Source organism: Bacillus sp. AFS077874 (assembly GCF_002566505.1).
GTDB lineage: Bacteria > Bacillota > Bacilli > Bacillales > Bacillaceae_G > Gottfriedia.
Genome location: NZ_NUYF01000012.1, coordinates 66,072 through 84,179, shown reverse-complemented (window position 1 = coordinate 84,179; position 18,108 = coordinate 66,072). Strand labels below are relative to the sequence as shown.

Sequence of the window (18,108 nt, the reverse complement as noted above, 5' to 3'; positions counted from 1 at the left end):
ATCTTAAGTTGTATGTAAACTGATTAAATAGTCGGCTGTGTCGGCACTTCTCCATGTTCGTTCTTAATGCCAATCTTACCTTTATTTTTCCCATGGCGTAAAAAGTAATAAAGATAGCTTACACCCATGAAGCCTAAACCACCTATTAAGGAAGAACGTTGAGTAGGATCAAAAGCCATAAATACGATGGAAATTCCACATAAAACTAGACATAGAATAGGTATTAATGGGAACAGTGGAACTTTGTACTTTAATTCCTTAACATTTCCACCATTTTTAATAAATTGTCTTCTAAAATTGTATTGGGACAAGGCAATTGCCATCCAACTGAATGTACCAGCTAGTCCAGTTACAGAAAGTAGAACGACAAAAACTGTTTGTGCAGATACTACACTTGTAAGTAATGATACTAGTGCAAAAAGAAGACTAAACAATACTGCATTAAACGGTACACCACGAGAATTTACTTTACCTAATGCTTTAGGTGCCATACCACTTTTAGAAAGTGACCAAAGCATCCGAGAACATACATATAATCCTGAATTTCCTACAGATAGCAACGCCGTTAAAATAACTAGATTCATAATATCAGCTGCATATGGAATACCTACACTATCAAATACAGCAACAAATGGACTTTCTACTACTCCTGCATGCCTCCATGGAATCAAAGCCGCTAATACTAAAATGGCTAACACATAAAAAATTAGGACACGAAAAATGATACTTCGAATTGCTTTAGGAAGAGTCTTTTCTGGTGCTTCACTTTCTCCAGCTGCAATTCCAACAACTTCTGCACCTTGAAATGCAAATACTACCGCCATCATAGTTGAAAATATAGCTGAAAACCCATGAGGGAAAAGTCCACCATCTTTTGTAAAATTAGTAAACAAAGGTGCCGAACTACCTTTATGACCAAACCCAAATATGGTTGCTGCTCCAATCAGTATAAAAGCTATAACTGCAAATACTTTAATTCCCGCAAACCAAAACTCTGCCTCTGCGTAACCTTTTACACTAAGAATGTTTAAACCCAACAAAAGAACGATAAAAACAAGGCACCAGATCCAAACTGGTACATGAGGAAACCATCTTTGCATCAATATTCCGGCTGCTGTAAATTCTAAACCAACCGTTGTTGCCCAGCTAAGCCAATACATCCAACCAATCGTAAATCCAGTACCAGGACCAATGTATTTCGTAGCATAAGTCTTAAATGAACCTGTAACTGGCATTGTAATCGATAGTTCACCTAAACAAACCATCACAAGATACATCACCAATCCACCGAATAAATACGCAACAACCGCTCCCCCTGGACCAGCTTGATTAATCGTTAAACCTGAACCTAAAAATAAACCTGTACCGATTACTCCTCCAAGTGAAATCATAAACAAATGCCGACTTTTCATGGAACGTTGTAACTGACCTTTTTCATTAGTAGAATCCATAAATGCCCCACCTTTATTTTAGAATATTCAGAAAAAATAAAACAAAATAATATCTCTCAAAGATCACCGCAGAAACTAAACAAAGTAATAATTACGCCTACTCAACATACGTTCTTAAATAGTGAAAATAAAAAGAAATTAAAATCTTCTAAAAACACCTCCTATTTCTGCCCATCTAAAATCGGAAATAACTTTCTCCTCTTCTCACTATTCTTAAGCAAAAGTCATGCCAACAAAAAAACACGAATAAACCAACCTATTAGCCATTCTTTAAATCTAAAAACAACTAATTTATTTTAAATTCTACTCAATTCATTTATTTTAGACTCAATTGCATTTTTTAAAAAGAGGCTTTTCTCATTGAGATCATTATTATTTGCTTAAGTAATCAATCTTAAATTCAATCCAATTAGTACGGATTGAGAATATTTTTTAAAAAATTTAGTTACGAGAAAATTTAATGCTTCGGATTTTGTGGTACATTGAATTGCAAAAAATGGAAAATTATAATATGAAACAGATCACTTGAGGAATATTGCTTTTTAAATTTAAAAATACAAAAAAGCCAAGATATTGGAGAAAAAATATGAAAAAGAAATTTTTTATTTCATTTCTTATTGTAAGTATGCTTTTAGGTGGTTGCTCTAACTATAAAGAATTAAATCAAGTATCGATTGTGGTTGCAATGGGAATTGATTACCTTCCAAAAGAAAAAAAATATCATGTAATCACTCAAATTTTTAATCCTAGTGCAATTGCAACTGCAACACAGTCAGGTTCCCAAGGTGTTCCGGTAATTGCGTTAGATGAAAAAGGTAAAACCATTTCAGAAGCTGTACGAAATGTGTCTAAGAAAGGTTCTCGACAAAATATATATTCTCATGTTGCTCTTGTCATAATAGGAGAAACATTAGCAAAAGAAAAATCATTGAATTATATTTTCGATGTATTTGAAAGAGATTCTAAAATTCGTGTAAATATCCCAGTTATTATTGCAAGAAATAAAAGTGTTGATGAAATAATGAATAATATAGCAGCACTTGATAAAATATCTGCTAAATCAATTGTAGGTAAAATTAAAAATACATCAGCCCTATTAGGTGAAAATCAAGAAACATTAATGCGTGAGGCAATTTCTGCAATTTCTAGTAGTGGAAGGGAACCAGTAATAAATGGCGTGAGCTTAGAAAATGAAAGTGAAACATCACAAACACTTGAAAATGCTAATAAAGTCAATTCTAGTTATGATCGGATAAATGGCACAGGGATTTTTAGAGATGGAAAATTAGTTGGTTGGTTAGATGGACCACCGGCACAATCTATACAAATTATTGATAATCTGATCAAGGAAATGAATGTAGAAATACCATGTAATACAAAAGAATATGATTCGATGGAGCTTTCCCGGGTAAAATCAAAGACGGAAATTAAAATAAAAGATAATATTCCAATAATAAATATAAAAATTAAATCAATTGGCCATATTGACGAAGTATTATGTAATGCTGACTTTGATAAAGCAATAACGCTTAATAAATACGAAAAAACCGCTGAAAATGTTATAAAACAATCAATAGAAAAAGGAATATCTGAAGTAAAAAAACTCGGTGGAGATGTATTTGGATTTGGTGAAAAATTATACATGGTTAATCCAAAAATTTTTAAAAAATATGAAGGAAATTGGAATGATACATTTAAAAAAGCAAAAGTTACAGTAAGTGTTGACGTTAAAATTAATAATGTCGGAATGAGAAGGAGACCTTATCCATATTAGGAGACCAGATACTGTATGAATAGAAAATTAAAAATTAGAAATCAAAGTATCTTCTGGAATGGATGGGATAATATTGGAAAGATTAAAAAATCACCTTCACCAGATAAAAGAATCAAGAAAAAGATAGATTATTTAACAGATTCTTAAATTAAATTTCTTATTCCTTTTATTAAAAATAAAAACCCCATTTGGAAGCTACAAAAGCCCCCAGCACTAATCGGGGGCTTTTCAATGTAATGCAATTTATTGTAATCAATATTGAAAAAGTTCGAATACTTAAGTAACTTCGTCGTAAAGTAGTATATTTGATTGTTATGACGAGGTTTTACTAGTATATCTTTACAAGTCATCACGAACATAGTGTCACACTTAGAATTATTTCTTATAATCAAGAAATTTGTAGATATTTCCCGGGAATTTGTAAAAATTTGATGTTAAATAAAATCTAATATTTAAAAGCATTATTTTAAGCTGAAACAAACTTATATCAGCAATTAAAAAGATTTTTGAATTAATTGCAATCTGTATCAGCCTGCGATACCTACTAAAAAGCCGATACATCCTTGTGGAAGTATCGACCTGAAAGTACATATTTAAGTATTTATTTTCAAAAGTTTTAATCAAATTTTACAAGATTAGCATAAAAAGATTTTAATAGTTCCTTTATTTTCTAAATAAAGAGAAAAGCCATCCCCATTTTTCTTTAGGCTTTTGGATCACAACTTCTAAACGTTTATTAAAATTATCTTGTGATCGCCATTCTGTTCTCTGTTCTTCTCGCATGTTTTGTATTTCTTCTTGTAAAAAATCAATTTTTTGTTTTTCATGTTCCAGTAATGTTTCGTATTGGATTTTTTGTTGTTTGGCTAATTCTTCGATTTTGGTATAAGTTTTTTTGGATGAATTTCCAATATTTGCACTTATATCATGATGATCTTGTTGAAGCCTGGAAACCGCCGTTTTAAGTTCTGTCATATCATTTTTCAGTTGAACATTCATTTCACGTGCAGCTGCGAGTTCACTGACTAAAAACCTTAAAAACTCTTTTAATTGATTTGGGTCATGAGGTAAATTTTCATATGTATCGGATATGGCAATTTGTGTTTCATCGTAACCTTCTAATCTTTCTTTTTGTTGAAAAACGAGGTCTTTTGCAGTATCTTCCAGGGGCTTTTCTGAATCGCGTAACGCTATAAGCACTCTAATATCAGATTGAACAAAGATACGTCGATCGCCATCTTTCAAGAACTCATATCCATTGCGCTCTAAGATTTGACCATACTTTCGAACAGTAGGTGTTGCAATACCCAGTTCTTCTGCTACTTCTTTGGAAGAAAAAGCTCGTTCATTCGGTTGTATATCACTTCGCATAACGGACCTCCTTTTTAACAAATATGAAGGATTTTTCGGCATATTGCAACATATATCACTGTGATACGAAAAACAAGTGATGATGTCCTACTTCAAAAGTTTTGAGTGAAGTGCTCTTACATAAGCATTTTCCAATATAAATATTGAGTTGGAAACGGCAAAAATTACAGCTTGTACAGTTGATTTATGAATTATTCTACAAGTAAGTCTTAGAAAAGCAATATGAACGATATATATACTAACTCATACGTTATAATCTAGAGATATTGATAGTGAAATTACCTAAAAAATCCCCTCTTCACACTTAAGGAAAATAGGGGATCAATTCATTTTACTATAATTAACATTAATTAGAGCCTAAAGCACCAACTACCGGATGTGGAACATAAGGCTCTTCCAAATACGCAACTTCTTCAGCCGTTAAATTAACCGACAATGCACCAACTGAATCTTCTAGATGTGAAATTTTAGTAGCCCCAATAATTGGTGCTGATACTGGCTCTTTCTGCAGTAACCAGGCAAGAGCTATGTTTGATTTTGTTACTCCATGTTTTTCAGCAATCTCTGCAACACGCTCCACAACAAGTCGATCCGTATTTTCAGTTGCACCGTATTTAGATTTTTGAGTTTCATCAGTTTCAGATCTTAGCGTCGTATTTGACCAATCACGTGTCAATCTTCCTGACGCGAGTGGACTATACGGAATGACGCCAATATTTTCTTCCTTACAAAGTGGCAGCATCTCCCTTTCCTCTTCACGGTATATGAGGTTCAGATGGTTTTGCATCGAGACAAATTTGGTCCATCCATTTTTCTCTGCAACATGTAAAGACTTCAGAAACTGCCATGCATACATAGCGGAAGCACCGATATATCTTACCTTACCAGCCTTCACTAAATCATGAAGTGCCTCCATTGTTTCTTCGATTGGTGTGTTATAATCCCAACGATGGATTTGATATAAATCCACATAATCTGTTCCGAGGCGTTTAAGACTTTTATCAATTTCACTCATAATATGCTTTCTGGAAAGTCCTGAACCGTTAGGACCTTTGTGCATAGGGAAATATACCTTCGTAGCAAGTACTATTTCATCTCGATTGGCATAATCTTTAAAAGCTCTTCCAACAAATTCTTCACTAGTACCATCTGAATAGACATTCGCCGTATCAAAAAAGTTGATACCTAAGTCAAGTGCCTTTTTAATGATTGTACGACTACTCTCCTCATCGATTACCCATGGATGGATCCAACGTTTAGCGTCACCAAATCCCATACAACCAAGGCAAAGTCTAGATATTTCTAATCCTGTATTCCCAAGTTTTGTGTATTCCATTTTTATATCCTCACTTTCAGAAATATGTAATCTATTAATCTAAAATAACTATACTTGGACTACATCACTAAAATTATGATTGATAATCTCTACTAATTTAAATTCCCTGTTCTCATACTCAAATTTCAAGATGCAACAATTTCCGATTCGATCTTGCTGTGTACTAGAGCTTTTATGTTCCCAATACCTCATAAAATTTCGCAATGCTGCTCCATGAGAAACAGCTAATACCACTTCATTATCTTCTTCCATTATTTTTTGACATGTAGTAGCCATTCTTTGTTGCAGTTCTTTTTGGTCTTCCCCGCCAAACTTAACAAAAAAGTCGCCATACGGTAACGGTGGATTTAAATCTTCACTCTCACCTTCGAACGTTCCGAAATTCCATTCTTTTAAGCCTTTTAATCTTGTATACGACAATTCCGTCACGATCTAAAGCGTATCACTCGCTCTTTCTGATGTAGAACAATAGGCATGATCGAAAATAATATTTTGTTCTTTAAAGTACTTTGCAGCAGCCTCTGCCTGTTTAATTCCTAATTCTGTAAGTGGAGAATCACACGAGCCTTGAATTTTCCTTCTACTATTAAATAGTGTTTGTCCATGTCTCATTAGATACAAAGTCTTTTTCATTCGTATCCCCCTTTTCTAATCTAAAAAAATAAGTTTCGGGTAACAGGTTTTGTTTCAAAATTTGAGATTAACTTACAATCTAATATTATCAATATTATATTTTTAATCGTTAGCATATTCCTCTTTAATGATTGCCTATTACTCTTAATTTCAAGTAAAAGATTTGAAAAAAAATAGAAAAACAAAAAAATTCGAACATAAAAAGGCCCAAACCCTTGTTATACTTCGGTTTGAACCTTTTCAATTTCAAAGCAATAATTGCAAATTAAGACGCTGTTGTTGTACTGTATTGTTCTTCCAAAGTCTTCTTTAAGAATAAAGCAACTTCAAGCATTCCGTACTTTCCAGATTTTGCTTCGGCATCAGAATTATAGTTTGTGTTTGTATTGATATCGTAAGTATAAATTTCACCTTCAGCATTTCGGATAAATTCGATTCCGGCAACTTGAATACTATTTTTAACTAGAACTTCTTTATATTTCTCTAAAATTTCGTCGTCAAAACCTTCAACAATTTGGAACTTAGGCTTCTCTTCTACTTCTTCTCCTACCGGACAGAATAAATCACCAATTTGGCATGCATCCGCTGGGCATAGTTCAAACCCTTCCGAAGTATCTACTTTAACAGCATAAACAAAGTTTCCGCCAACAAACTCGCAACGAGTGATGTAGCTTTCAGGTGATTTGATGTATTCTTGAATCAGTGTAATACCATCGACCGGTTCTTCAAAAGTCGGTCCTTCGACATAAGCTTTTAAAGCATCAACACTCTGGAATAACTGGACACCTAGCCCTTTACCAGCACGATTATGCTTCGTAATAAATGACTGTCCTTCAAAGCTACTAGCTGCTTTAAGAATGTTTTCTTTACCAACAGCTGCAATCGTTTTTGGAGTTTTAACACCATATTTGTTTAACTCTAAATATTGTAAAACCTTACTAACTTCTAGCTTCAAGGCATTCGTTCCATTTAACACCGTACGACCATGTGCTTCAAGCCAAGCTAATACTTGCCCAGTAAATTCAGCTGCAAAACGATGATCACGTGTATGAGAAGAAGCACTCATTCTGCTATAAAAGATCCCTTCTGGTGGTTCTGTTGATAAATCTACCGTACCTTCGTCTAGATGCCATTCCTCATAAGGAACTCCAAGCTCCTCTAATCTTTTTGTTAAATGCACAGTCCACTCACTATTTTCATGAATTACGTATACTTTGCTCATCTTTAAATCCCCTTTCTAGCTTTTAATTAAACTACGTTTTTGTTCTACTAATGGCATAACTTGCTTTGAAAATCGTTCCATTTCCTCTAGTTGAGGTGAAAATTGTAATAATAATAAGTCTAAGCCAGCTTCTTCATATTGTAAAATTCGGTCTGCAATTTGCTCTGGTGTTCCTACTAGTTTTGGTCTAAGACCACGATTAGAAACTGAGTAATCTTGTAATTGTATTTGTTGTTCTAATTGTGATTTTGTCGTGAAGTCTTTAAAACCAGCATATCCGCTTGAATCTTTCACTGTTGTAATTTTTTCTAGCTCAGCCAAAGCCTCTTCTTCTGTATCTCTACAAATAACATAAGCAGCCATACCGAAAGAACTTAAAGGTGCATTACCAGTTTGTTCACGGCGTACTTTCATATCTGTTACTTTCTGATTAATTTCTTCAACTGTTCCACCGTGCATCACATATGCGTCACATTTTTCAACGATTGTTTGCTTACCTTTTTCACTTTCACCACCTGCATAAAGAATCGGGTTTGGTCTTTGTACAGGTTTTGGAGCAAGTTTCGTATCTTTTAAGTCGTAAAATTTTCCTGAATAATTGAACGTTTCTTCTGTCCATAAGCCTTTTAGGACATCAATAAACTCCTCTGTACGGGCATAGCGTTCATCATGTTCTGTAAAAATACCGCCATATTGACGAGCTTCTTCTGCCCACCATGCAGAAACGACGTTTAGGGTAAAACGGCCGTTACTGATTTGATCGATATTAGCAGCCATTTTTGCTGTGACTGCAGGATTATGAAAACCTGGACGAATCGCGGTCATAATTTCGATTTTTTCCGTTACTGCAGCAAGTGCCGCTGCTGTTGACCAAGCTTCAAGTGAATCATGCTCTGGACCTTTAATATCGTTTAAATATAATTCAGCAATTAAAGTAGTCGAATATCCCCATCTTTCAGCTGATTGAATGACCTCTTTAGCATATTCAAATGTTGATGGCATGCTTTCGTCATCCACATTACGTAACCATCCTCCAAAAATCGGTAACCAAAAACCATATTTCATTTCTATTCTCTCCTTCATCCTCAAAATTGTCTAGTTTTCGCATTGGTTAAGTTGGATTTATATATAGTGGAATTCAGTTTTGTTTAACCTTCCGAGTAAATAAATAAAAAAAGAAAAAAAGAAAAAAGCCTCTTTCATTCAGAAAGAGGCATCGGAAACAATTGTTTTCGACTTATCTATCAGAATGATTTCATTCTGCAGGAAGTGGCACCGTTCCTAAATAAGGAGGTTGCCGGACGTCATAGGGCCTAATCCCTCGGTCACTCTCGATAAGTTTGAATTATGTAATTTCTTTAACTGAATCATAAATCCTAGTAAACAGATTGTCAATAAGGGAATTTAAACATTTTTTGAGATAGCGCTTTCATTGTTGTGTTTATTAGAAAAAATAAAATTTTATAATTATTTATTGCCATTAAACCGAAGTTAATACATAGTACCAGTTCCCTTTAGTTTCACTTCTGATTTTACTCGAAATTCAATTTTTGGATAAATTTCTTCCCACTTATTTATTTCTTTTTTTGTCACTCCGTATTTTGCTTGATAGTTTAACCCAAGTCCAAGTGGATCAACATTTAATTCCTGTAGACGTTCTAGAAATTTTTTTGTTCTTGAGCTCATAATGATTGATGCTTTTTTCTCATACTCTTTCAATTCTCTATCTTGATATAATGACTTTTTAGATTCCTCAATAAATCCTTTTACCTTTATATGAACGTCTACATATGGCTTTTTATTTTTGGGCACAACGATTTTCATGTCAGTTTTCGTATTTCCAGCACTTATGTAAAATTGACTTTTTCCTTTTCCAACATTAATTAATGTTGTTTTTTTTGGATTTAAAAGCTCATTAAGTAATCTTGTTTCATCGCGATTTAATACTGCTTTAAATTTTGTTCCTTTAAAAACTGCGGAAGTATTAATTTTAAAGGAACTATCGAACGGTTCAATAATAGGTAAATATGGATCTATACCGCTTTCTATCAATCGCATATAATAATCATTAAGTATCTCTGACATTACATATGGCGACCTATTTGATTCTTCATTAAAAGCTAACACAACTGCGTTACCCGCTAATCTCTCTGATTTAACCCTCCATGATAAAGCTTCTTTTGCAGAAGGTTCTCCTACAGCTACATAGCTTCCTAAGTAAACGCCTATTAGCTCATTTAAATAAATAGTATAAAATACTCAAATGGCTCAATAATAATTTTTGTACCTACCTCTTTATAAGGAGATTAGTATGAATTTATTTGAGAAAGGAAGTAAATTAATAATGGGAGTATTAAGTGGAAATCCACAAAATGAACCTTTACATTATGGAGAAGTTTACGGTCTATGGACTCACCTATCAGCTACTAAAGCTGGCGTAGATACTTATCAAGTTTATATTAACCATACTGGTGATGAAGAGTTAAAAGCATTTTTAAAACAAGTAATTGAAAGTTCAATGAAACCTGCAATTAAAGAAATTGAAGAAGTACTTCTACATAATGATATTGCAGTCCCTCCTACTCCATCAGAACGACCAGAAGCAGATTTGGAACAAATTCCAGCTGGAGCTAGATTTCAAGATGCTCAAATCGCTTACATGGTTGCTGCTGGTATAGCAGCTGGAGTTACAGCTGATGCATCATTAATGAGCCAATCAATTCGCGAAGATATTGGTACTATGTTTGCTAGTTTTGGTGCAAAAAAAGCGAAAGATGGTGCGGCACTACTGCAAATAATGAAAACAAAAGGTTGGTTAGTTCCACCGCCACTTCATTTTGAAACAAAACAGCAACAACATTAAAAAAATTGTCCACCTATAATATTAGGTGGACTCAGACTGTTGACAAACGCNNCAGGCTTCGCGCCTCGAAAGACAAACGCTTGCAATCAGTCTGAAACTCAAGTTTTTTGTACTTTGTCTACACACTGTGTCCACCTATAATATTAGGTGGACTTTTTTAGTTTATTGGTGCAATCTTATTGCAATTTGGTTGTTATATTTTGAATGGTCATATTTTCTAGTCAAAGAATAGAGTGCACAGCTTGCCTAGGACTTGCTTGAAACAGATGGTCCACACTCAAATCAGCACCTACACATTTTTTCAATATTTTTCATTTGCTAAGAAAGGTAGTTACCAATCATTTCTTTCTCCATCTCTAAAAAATTCTCCATTGGGTCCATCATTTCCAATTGTCGCTAACCAAATAATAGACTTGGCAGCTTGCTCAGGAGTTCTTGGGGCAGATGGTCCACCCATATCAGTACTTACCCATCCCGGATCGACGGCATTTATTTTGATGTCTCCTTTGATTTCTGTAGCTAGCAATCTTGTCAATCCATTTAGAGCAAGTTTGGATAGCTTATAAGCTCCTACTTCTGGATATGCCATTTCACTCATCGCTCCATATTCTGAAGAAACATTAATAATTCTTCCATAACCTTGTTTCTCCATAATAGGAATAAATGTCCGAATCACATGGTATGCCCCAAAAAAGTTGGTTGTCATCGTTTTCTCTAGAATTGTAGGTTCCATCTTTAATAAGTCTTTATCTTCATGAAAAATCACGCCAGCATTATTAATCAATACATCTATTCTCCCAAACTTCTGATTAAGTATAGTGGCGGCGTTATTGATACTTTCTTGATTGTTTATATTCATCTCTATAAAGGAAACGTCTAGATTGAAATCATTAAATTTCTGAGCTATTTTTTCCCCCTTTTTAGGATCACGGCTTGTTAAAATCACCTTAAAACCATTCAAAGCCAATTGTTGGACCAACTCATACCCAATTCCTCGATTTCCGCCAGTTACAAGTGCGATTCTCTTTTCATGTAACATATAGTGCCTCCTTTTATCGTTACTCAAATAATTGCCAATAAAATAGTTGATCTCCCTTATAAGGAGAGCTGTTTAGTAGAATTATATAAATAATTTCTAAATAGAATACTTACCAAACCTAGTATCAATGATAATATCCCCACTAATATAACATACCGTATACCTAGCTCAGTTATAAATGCCCCACCTACAGCTGCACCGATTGTTGTTCCTATATTACAAGCAGACAAAAATAAGCCGTTAGCAAAATCTGGGGCCTCGGGTGCTGATGATGTAATCCAATATTGATTGATATTACCTCCAATTCCAGCTAAAATGCCCCATGCTAATGTAATAAACAAAACAGGTAAGGTAAAACCGCCTGTTAATAATAAAATAATATAAACGATCCCTAATATAAATGGATAAATGACTACAGTTTTACTTGCATTTTTCGTAAGTAATTTCCCTGCTACTACGTTACCTATAATATTAGCACTACCAAATATGAAAAATATTAAACTTATAAGTTTCGGAGACATATTCGTAACTGTTTTTAAATACTCAGCAAAATAACTATATACTCCAAATACCGCTGAATTTAATAAAATAACCCCCACGATTGAAAGCAAAGTAATCGATTTTTTTAAGACGCTTATTTGCTTTCCGTAAGAAAGTCTTTCCTTTACAGGCATCGATGGTACAAAGAGTAATGTAGCAATGAAAACAATTGAATTAACAATAGCAAAGAACGCCATTGCTAATTGCAAATTAGCTGTACTTGCAATAAAACTTACAATTGGTACACCTACAACCATCCCTGCAGAAACCCCGATAAATACTTTAGACACAGCTTTTGTAGCTTCCTCTTTACTTACTGAAGCAGCAGCTACTGTAAAAGCTAAAGAACAATAGATGGGATGAAAAAATGCTGGTATTATACGAGCTATCAATAGAACGTTAAAACTACTTGTAAATATTGAAACGATATTCCCTACTAAGAAAATACTAAGAACAAGTAACATCACTTTCTTACGATCTATTCCCGAAAACAATAATGGCATGGTTGGTCCAGCTATTGCTACAGCAAGTGCAAATAGACTCACCAACAACCCTGCTTGAGATACACTAACATCATATTGCGCTGCAATGTCTGGTAATATCCCAATAACCCCCATTTCAGTGTTTAAAATGCCGAAAACACCAAAAGATAGTATAAATATAAGTAAATTATTACTTCTCACTCTAATCCCCCTTAGTAATTTAAAATACTCCCATCATGGATGAATATCGAGAGTGTTTACAAATTTAGATTTTAATATGTTTCACTCTTTGTAATAATTCTAACGTACACTTTTCATATAGCAATTACTTATATCATATAACTAGATATGCTTGATAGGCATAACGTATTTATATATACTTGTATCATTATTAAGGGGGAATGGTGCTTGGAACTAAGAGTATTGCGATATTTTCTTACTGTAGCAAGAGAAGGCAGTATTACGGGTGCTGCAGATTTTTTGCATATTACCCAGCCTACCTTATCAAGACAGATAAAAGATCTTGAACAAGAGTTAGGAAAAAAACTATTTACTCGCAGTAGTCACAGTATAATTCTTACAGAAGAAGGAATGATTCTGCGAAAAAGAGCTGAAGAAATCGTTGATATGGTAGATAAGTTAGAGGCAGAATTTAGCTCAATGGAAGAAACAATTAGTGGTGATGTTTACATAGGTAGTGGAGAAACAGAAGCCATGAAACAGATTGCGCGGGTAGTAAAAAATCTACAGGTAAGCTATCCAAGTATACGATATCACCTATACAGCGGTAACGAAGACGATGTGACTGAACGGCTAGACAAAGGGTTACTAGATTTTGGGATTCTAATACAACCTGCTGATTTATCAAAATACAATTATATAAATATCCCAGCCAAAGATGTTTGGGGCGTTGTTATGAGAAAAGACAGTCCTCTTGCCTTAAAAGATACTATTCAAGCAGAGGATTTGTTAAATATTCCCTTAATCTGTTCGAGACAAGCAATGAAAAAGACATTTTCTAAAAATGAATTTGCGGATTGGTTTAGTGAAGAATTTGATAAACTAAACGTCGTGACTACATACAATCTAGCTTATAATGCTGCGATCATGGTTGAAGAAGGCATTGGTTATGCTATCGTACTTGATAAAATCGTGAATACATCAAGTGATAGTAACCTTTGTTTTAGACCGCTAGAGCCAAGGCTAGAATCTGGCTTAAATATCGTATGGAAGAAACATCAAGTTTTTTCGGCTGCTGCAAATCTGTTTTTAAGAAAAATCCAGGAGGAATTTTCAAATTTTTCAGGTGTTCAATAAAATGGATACCCCCCAATATTCATCTACACAAATATGAATATTGGGGGCTTTTAGTTACTTAGTAATGAAAGTCCCTATTTTTTTACTTTTAAAAATATCTTCCGTTCCTGCTTCCAAAGCAGTCTTGTAATATGAACATTTATGTTGGATTATTTCCATTGTTCTTTTTAATTCTTCCATCTGTGCTTCTACACTAGCTTTTCTTTCCAAAAACATGTCATATCTTTGTTGTAATGTGGAGTCCCCATCAGAACACCATTCAATGAAATTTTTAATTTCCTTAATAGGCATTCCAGTCGCTTTCAAACATTCTATTATTTTTAAAGCTTCTATATCAGATTCTTTAAACACGCGTATTCCACTAGTTGTCCGTTCTACAAATGGCATTAAGCCTTCTTTATCGTAATATCTCAAAGCATATACTGTAAGATTCAATTCCTTTGCTACTTCGCCGATTGAATATGTCTTCAAAATTAATCTTCCTTTCATTTAGATCTAGACCTCGAGTTAACTCTAATATTATGAATGGATTTTATCACGTTATTTTTTTGATGTCATTTTTAAGTACACAAAAATTTCTTCATTTATAAAAATATAATTTAATCACTTGACCTAGAGTTAACTCGAGGGAATATCATTGTGGTGAAAGAGAAAAAAATTATTCACCTCGAATGTTTAATTTGTTTTCTAGAAAAATAATTTTATGGAGGTTTTATTATGATAACTGCAAAAGCAAGAGCTGTAGATGGGCCTGACAAATCCTTTCGGGTTGCTGAAATCAAACGACGTGATCTTGATTTAAATGATGTTCTAATTGAAATTAAATATACTGGAATATGCCATTCTGACATTCATACTGCACATGGAGAATGGGGTCATGTGCACTACCCGCTTGTACCGGGACATGAGATTGCTGGAATAGTTTCAGATGTAGGTGCAGAAGTAACAAAGTACAAGGTTGGTGACAGAGTTGGAGTAGGCTGTATGGTAGACTCTTGTGGCCATTGTGAAAACTGTCGTAAAGGTGAAGAACAGTATTGTCTCAAAGGAAATACTCCCACTTATGCTGGTGTTGACAAATACGGCGAGCCAACTCAGGGTGGTTATTCAACCTACATTGTAGTAACGGAGGATTTCGTAGTTAGAATTCCAGATAACATTGAACTTGATGCTGCTGCCCCATTACTTTGTGCGGGTATTACTACATATTCACCATTAAACCATTGGGGAGCAGGACCAGGTAAAAAGATAGCTGTAATTGGTATGGGCGGTCTTGGTCATATGGCTGTAAAAATTGCAAATGCAATGGGTGCAGAAGTAACCGTTCTATCACAAACATTGAACAAAAAAGAAGATGGCTTACAATTTGGAGCAAGCCACTACTATGCTACAAACGATGCAGAAACATTTGAAAAGCTTGCAGGAACTTTCGACTTAATTATTAACACTGTAAGTGCAAAGATTAATTTGGATGCTTATTTAAGATTATTAACTCTTGATGGTACGTTAGTAAATGTCGGTGCTCCAGCAGAGCCGTTGTCACTAAGTGTTTTTTCACTTATAGGACATCGTCGCTCATTTGCAGGTTCAATGATTGGAGGAATTCGTGAAACTCAGGAGATGTTAAACTTCTGTGGGGAACATAATATAGTTCCTAATATAGAAGTTATTTCTGCCGATCAAATTGACGAAGCATACAAACGAGTTCTAGCTTCTGATGTGAAGTATCGATTTGTTATCGACACTAGCACTATGTAAGTTTTAATTTTTTCTCGAGATGTCCTAAAAGCATTGCTTTTATGGCATCTTTTTTAATATGAAATGCCTAAGTAAAACTGTCTTATAATAACGCCTAACTGTTTAACGGTTAAAAATATAAATTATAGGAGGAAGTAATAATGATAAAACATGAAGAAGTTAAGAATGGTGTCATATTCCCTGTTGGCGATAAAAATGAAGCTTACGCACAATTTTTTGTAGGACAAAGTTATCTTAAAACCTTAATTGCCGATCCTAAAGTGAATGTTGGTGTTGGGAACGTGACCTTTGAACCTGGTTGTAGAAATAATTTGAAATCCATCATGATGGATTTCAAATTTTATTAGTAACCGGCGGAGAGGGTTGGTACCAAGAAGAAGGTAAACCCGCTCAATTCTTAAAGGCTGGTGATGTGATTGTTACTCACGATGGTGTGAAACACTGGCATGGTGCTGCAAAGGATAGTTGGTTTGAACATATTGCCATAACTGCAGGTACACCAGAGTGGTTGGAATCTGTTTCAGACAAAGAATATGGAACATTAACTAAGTAATTTGTAACTAGCGCATCGAATTATGAGTTCGATGTGTTAGTTTTCGCAATTTTATTGAATGGATGAAAACAAATTTTGTTAGAATTAAACGGTCCCCAAACTTTTTGAAAATGAATTCAAAAAAAATCCCTTTCCATAAAAAAGCAAAAGGGAAATATTTAGGAACTAAAATTACAGTCTTAAGATTCGGGTCAATTGTGAAGTTTTTAAAAATTTAAATTTGGCTATAGTAATTGTCACTGTTTTTTACTTTGTATTCATTGCTCTTAAGAACCATTTATAATATTTGAATTATCATTTGTATTTATGCTAATTTTTTTACTTTAACCATTTATAAAATAAAAAAGAATAGATTTGAAATAATTTCCTCATAATAGTACAGGAGGGATTTCAATGAAGCATATAAAAGCATTTGTAATTAAATTTATTGCTTGTCTTGCATTATTATATATAATTTTAGGTATTGGGTACGATATGGCATTTAGAAATGTATTTCTGATAACGTTAGTTTTAGGAGTAATCGCATATATCGTAGGTGATTTGTTGATTTTACCCAAAACAAATAATACGATCGCAACAATAGCGGATGCAGGAATAGCATACTTAATTATTTGGTATATGGGATCAAAGTTAACATATGGTGGTAGTATGGTGACACCGTCTTTAATTTCCGCAATTGGAATTGGCTTGTTTGAAATCTTTTTTCATAAATATGTTTATAATAATGTTATTAAAAATACAGAGCATCGAGAGAATGTATCAACTGGAAATTTACGTTATCAAACCGAGGCATCGGAAGAATTGACTCCTGAAATACATAATAAAAATAAAAAATAACTGTATTTCAAAGTATTAAAAAGTCGATATTAAAAGTTTTTTATAATAAATTGTAATATGTATTTCTTTAGAGGAACTTAGGTTTCTCTTTTTTTATTTCATAAATACAATGTAAACCCGGAAAAAGTACAGAGTGAAAGAATTCCCCACCCTGTACTTCGTCATTTTATTTCATGCGTTTATTATATACCTTCATCGAAATTACATAAAACAAAATACCAATTGCCACTAACCATATTAATGCTGTTACAATCGCACCATAGTCCGGCTGCCCAGCTAAAAGGGAACGTACACTTTCGGCAATTGGTGTCATTGGCTGATTTTCGGCAAAAGCTCGAAGCTTGCTACCCATATTATTTGTTGGAACAAAGGCAGAACTTACAAACATTAAGCCCATTAGCAGATAAGAGAACACGCTCGCACCTTCATACGATTTTGACATTAGCCCACATGCTACTGCAATCCAAGTGAAAGAAAATACGGTAAGCAGGATCATACCAGCTGCTAATAGCCACTCCACAAAATTTGCGTGAGGACGGAATCCCATGATAAAAGAAATAAGAATCACTGCAGCAACTGATAATAAGTTTAATATTAAAGTTGAGATGACATGCCCCCCCAATATCGATGACTTGGCGATTGGCATGGAATGAAAGCGATCAAAAATTCCTTTAGTCATGTCTGTGTTCACTCGAACTGCTGTATAGGAAATCCCCATTCCAATACACATAAGCAACACACCTGGTACGATAAAATTCACATAATCTACTTTATCCATTGTCATTGCACTTCCGAAAATATAGACAAAAGCAAGCATAAGCATAATCGGCATAAGAATCGTTGTAATAATTGTATCAATACTTCGAAGTGAATGCTTCATCACCCGACTACTCATAGTAATCGTATCGCTAAAAAAATGGTTTCCACTCATT

The 18,108-nt window shown here is 34.1% G+C and carries 16 protein-coding genes, 2 pseudogenes and 1 riboswitch; of the genes and pseudogenes, 7 read left to right on the top strand and 11 right to left on the bottom strand.

Annotated elements, in window-relative coordinates; translation table 11 throughout:
• Positions 1 to 23: 23 nt before the first annotated feature.
• Positions 24 to 1,451: an amino acid permease gene (locus COJ46_RS13150; protein ID WP_097976011.1), complete on the bottom strand. Its 1,428-nt coding sequence runs from the start codon at positions 1,449 to 1,451 to the stop codon at positions 24 to 26.
• Positions 1,452 to 2,037: 586 nt separating this feature from the next.
• Here COJ46_RS13150 and COJ46_RS13145 point away from each other — a divergent pair.
• Positions 2,038 to 3,225: a Ger(x)C family spore germination protein gene (locus COJ46_RS13145; RefSeq protein WP_097976013.1), complete on the top strand. Its 1,188-nt coding sequence runs from the start codon at positions 2,038 to 2,040 to the stop codon at positions 3,223 to 3,225.
• A 15-nt stretch (positions 3,226 to 3,240) separates the two neighbouring features.
• Complete coding sequence (locus tag COJ46_RS25010) at positions 3,241 to 3,372, top strand: hypothetical protein (protein ID WP_286133544.1); 132 nt, start codon at positions 3,241 to 3,243, stop codon at positions 3,370 to 3,372.
• 516 nt (positions 3,373 to 3,888) lie between these two features.
• On the opposite strand, the gene COJ46_RS13140 is transcribed toward COJ46_RS25010, so the two are convergent.
• The 6 genes and pseudogenes from COJ46_RS13140 to COJ46_RS13115 all read right to left on the bottom strand — a co-directional run bounded on the left by COJ46_RS13140 (position 3,889) and on the right by COJ46_RS13115 (position 9,914).
• On the bottom strand, positions 3,889 to 4,596 hold the full coding sequence (locus COJ46_RS13140; protein WP_097976015.1) for a hypothetical protein: 708 nt from the start codon (positions 4,594 to 4,596) through the stop codon (positions 3,889 to 3,891).
• Between the two features lie 346 nt (positions 4,597 to 4,942).
• On the bottom strand, positions 4,943 to 5,932 hold the full coding sequence (locus COJ46_RS13135) for an aldo/keto reductase (protein WP_097976017.1): 990 nt from the start codon (positions 5,930 to 5,932) through the stop codon (positions 4,943 to 4,945).
• A 144-nt stretch (positions 5,933 to 6,076) separates the two neighbouring features.
• Positions 6,077 to 6,544: pseudogene (locus COJ46_RS13130) on the bottom strand (histidine phosphatase family protein); the annotation flags it as partial.
• 286 nt (positions 6,545 to 6,830) lie between these two features.
• Positions 6,831 to 7,787: an ATP-grasp domain-containing protein gene (locus COJ46_RS13125; protein ID WP_097976018.1), complete on the bottom strand. Its 957-nt coding sequence runs from the start codon at positions 7,785 to 7,787 to the stop codon at positions 6,831 to 6,833.
• Between the two features lie 15 nt (positions 7,788 to 7,802).
• Positions 7,803 to 8,852 (bottom strand): LLM class flavin-dependent oxidoreductase, encoded by a 1,050-nt coding sequence (locus COJ46_RS13120; protein WP_097976020.1) that lies wholly within the window; start codon positions 8,850 to 8,852, stop codon positions 7,803 to 7,805.
• A 169-nt stretch (positions 8,853 to 9,021) separates the two neighbouring features.
• Positions 9,022 to 9,128: riboswitch (SAM riboswitch) on the bottom strand.
• A gap of 150 nt (positions 9,129 to 9,278) precedes the next feature.
• Positions 9,279 to 9,914, bottom strand: a complete 636-nt coding sequence (locus tag COJ46_RS13115; RefSeq protein ID WP_097976022.1) for a Ger(x)C family spore germination C-terminal domain-containing protein — start codon at positions 9,912 to 9,914, stop codon at positions 9,279 to 9,281.
• Between the two features lie 184 nt (positions 9,915 to 10,098).
• On the opposite strand from COJ46_RS13115, the gene COJ46_RS13110 reads away from it, so the two are divergent.
• Complete coding sequence (locus COJ46_RS13110; RefSeq protein WP_097976024.1) at positions 10,099 to 10,650, top strand: DUF3231 family protein; 552 nt, start codon at positions 10,099 to 10,101, stop codon at positions 10,648 to 10,650.
• 331 nt (positions 10,651 to 10,981) lie between these two features.
• On the opposite strand, the gene COJ46_RS13105 is transcribed toward COJ46_RS13110, so the two are convergent.
• Both COJ46_RS13105 and COJ46_RS13100 read right to left on the bottom strand, forming a co-directional pair.
• Positions 10,982 to 11,689 carry an SDR family oxidoreductase gene (locus COJ46_RS13105; protein ID WP_098565999.1) on the bottom strand — a complete coding sequence of 236 codons (708 nt, stop codon included), beginning with the start codon at positions 11,687 to 11,689 and terminating at the stop codon, positions 10,982 to 10,984.
• A gap of 56 nt (positions 11,690 to 11,745) precedes the next feature.
• A complete protein-coding gene (locus COJ46_RS13100) occupies positions 11,746 to 12,918 on the bottom strand; it encodes an MFS transporter (protein ID WP_286133555.1) in 1,173 nt (390 codons plus the stop codon).
• 201 nt (positions 12,919 to 13,119) lie between these two features.
• On the opposite strand from COJ46_RS13100, the gene COJ46_RS13095 reads away from it, so the two are divergent.
• Positions 13,120 to 14,028 (top strand): LysR family transcriptional regulator, encoded by a 909-nt coding sequence (locus tag COJ46_RS13095; protein WP_097976027.1) that lies wholly within the window; start codon positions 13,120 to 13,122, stop codon positions 14,026 to 14,028.
• A gap of 54 nt (positions 14,029 to 14,082) precedes the next feature.
• Here COJ46_RS13095 and COJ46_RS13090 read toward each other — a convergent pair whose 3' ends face one another.
• Positions 14,083 to 14,499, bottom strand: a complete 417-nt coding sequence (locus COJ46_RS13090; RefSeq protein ID WP_097976029.1) for a MerR family transcriptional regulator — start codon at positions 14,497 to 14,499, stop codon at positions 14,083 to 14,085.
• Positions 14,500 to 14,745: 246 nt separating this feature from the next.
• Between COJ46_RS13090 and COJ46_RS13085 the strand changes: the two genes are divergently transcribed.
• The 3 genes and pseudogenes from COJ46_RS13085 (at position 14,746) to COJ46_RS13075 (ending at position 17,176) form a co-directional block, all read left to right on the top strand.
• Positions 14,746 to 15,786, top strand: coding sequence for an NAD(P)-dependent alcohol dehydrogenase (locus tag COJ46_RS13085; RefSeq protein WP_097976031.1), 1,041 nt, complete (start codon positions 14,746 to 14,748; stop codon positions 15,784 to 15,786).
• 140 nt (positions 15,787 to 15,926) lie between these two features.
• Positions 15,927 to 16,339 (top strand): annotated as a pseudogene (locus COJ46_RS13080) (cupin domain-containing protein).
• A 393-nt stretch (positions 16,340 to 16,732) separates the two neighbouring features.
• Positions 16,733 to 17,176 (top strand): YndM family protein, encoded by a 444-nt coding sequence (locus tag COJ46_RS13075; protein WP_097976033.1) that lies wholly within the window; start codon positions 16,733 to 16,735, stop codon positions 17,174 to 17,176.
• A 166-nt stretch (positions 17,177 to 17,342) separates the two neighbouring features.
• Here the strand turns inward: COJ46_RS13075 and COJ46_RS13070 are convergent, their stop codons facing one another.
• A complete protein-coding gene (locus tag COJ46_RS13070; protein WP_097976034.1) occupies positions 17,343 to 18,107 on the bottom strand; it encodes an ABC transporter permease in 765 nt (254 codons plus the stop codon).
• Position 18,108: the final 1 nt, after the last annotated feature.